The sequence below is a fragment of the Actinomadura verrucosospora genome (genome assembly GCF_039540335.1).
Lineage (GTDB): Bacteria > Actinomycetota > Actinomycetes > Streptosporangiales > Streptosporangiaceae > Spirillospora > Spirillospora verrucosospora.
Genome location: NZ_BAABEV010000131.1, coordinates 1 through 534, shown reverse-complemented (window position 1 = coordinate 534; position 534 = coordinate 1). Strand labels below are relative to the sequence as shown.

The 534-nt window shown below is 74.5% G+C and carries 1 protein-coding gene; it reads right to left on the bottom strand.

The features are described from left to right. On the bottom strand, window positions 1–534 hold a 534-nt coding region (locus tag ABD944_RS42275), incomplete at both ends, for a PH domain-containing protein (RefSeq protein ID WP_345187922.1).

Genomic DNA, 534 nt, shown 5'->3' with positions numbered 1-534 from the left:
GGGGCTCCGGCGACATCACCGGTCGTGCCTGCCCAGCGGTGGCTGCGATCGGTGGATGCGGCTGCCACCGCGGCGGCCTCGACATCCGCGAACGCTGCCAGCGCCGCATCCCGGTCGATCCCGGTGAGATGCCCGGAGACCCGGCCGGCCACCGTGTGCACGTGCAGGGATGCGACCCGGAACGCGCGGGCGATCGGCCCCTGCGCGACGCCGATGCTCTGGGTGCGGGCGAGCGGGAAGATCGCGAGCCGGCGGTGGAGCAGCCCGCGGCGCAGGAACAGCGCATCCGGCGTCAAGAGGAACCCGTTGCGACGCCACGACAGGAGGTGCAGCAGCCGCGCGCGGCGCGGCGTCGTCGTGTACGCGTCGTCGTCCGCGCCGAGGATTCTGTGGGTGAAGACCAGCGGCCACTCGTCCTCGGGGAGGCCGGGCAGCAGCAGGCGCAGCACGCGCTCGACATCGGCACGGGTGCCGACGGGCAGGACGCGGGTGGCCTCCTCCTCGGCGCGGCTGTCACTGCCCGCGCGGTGACCC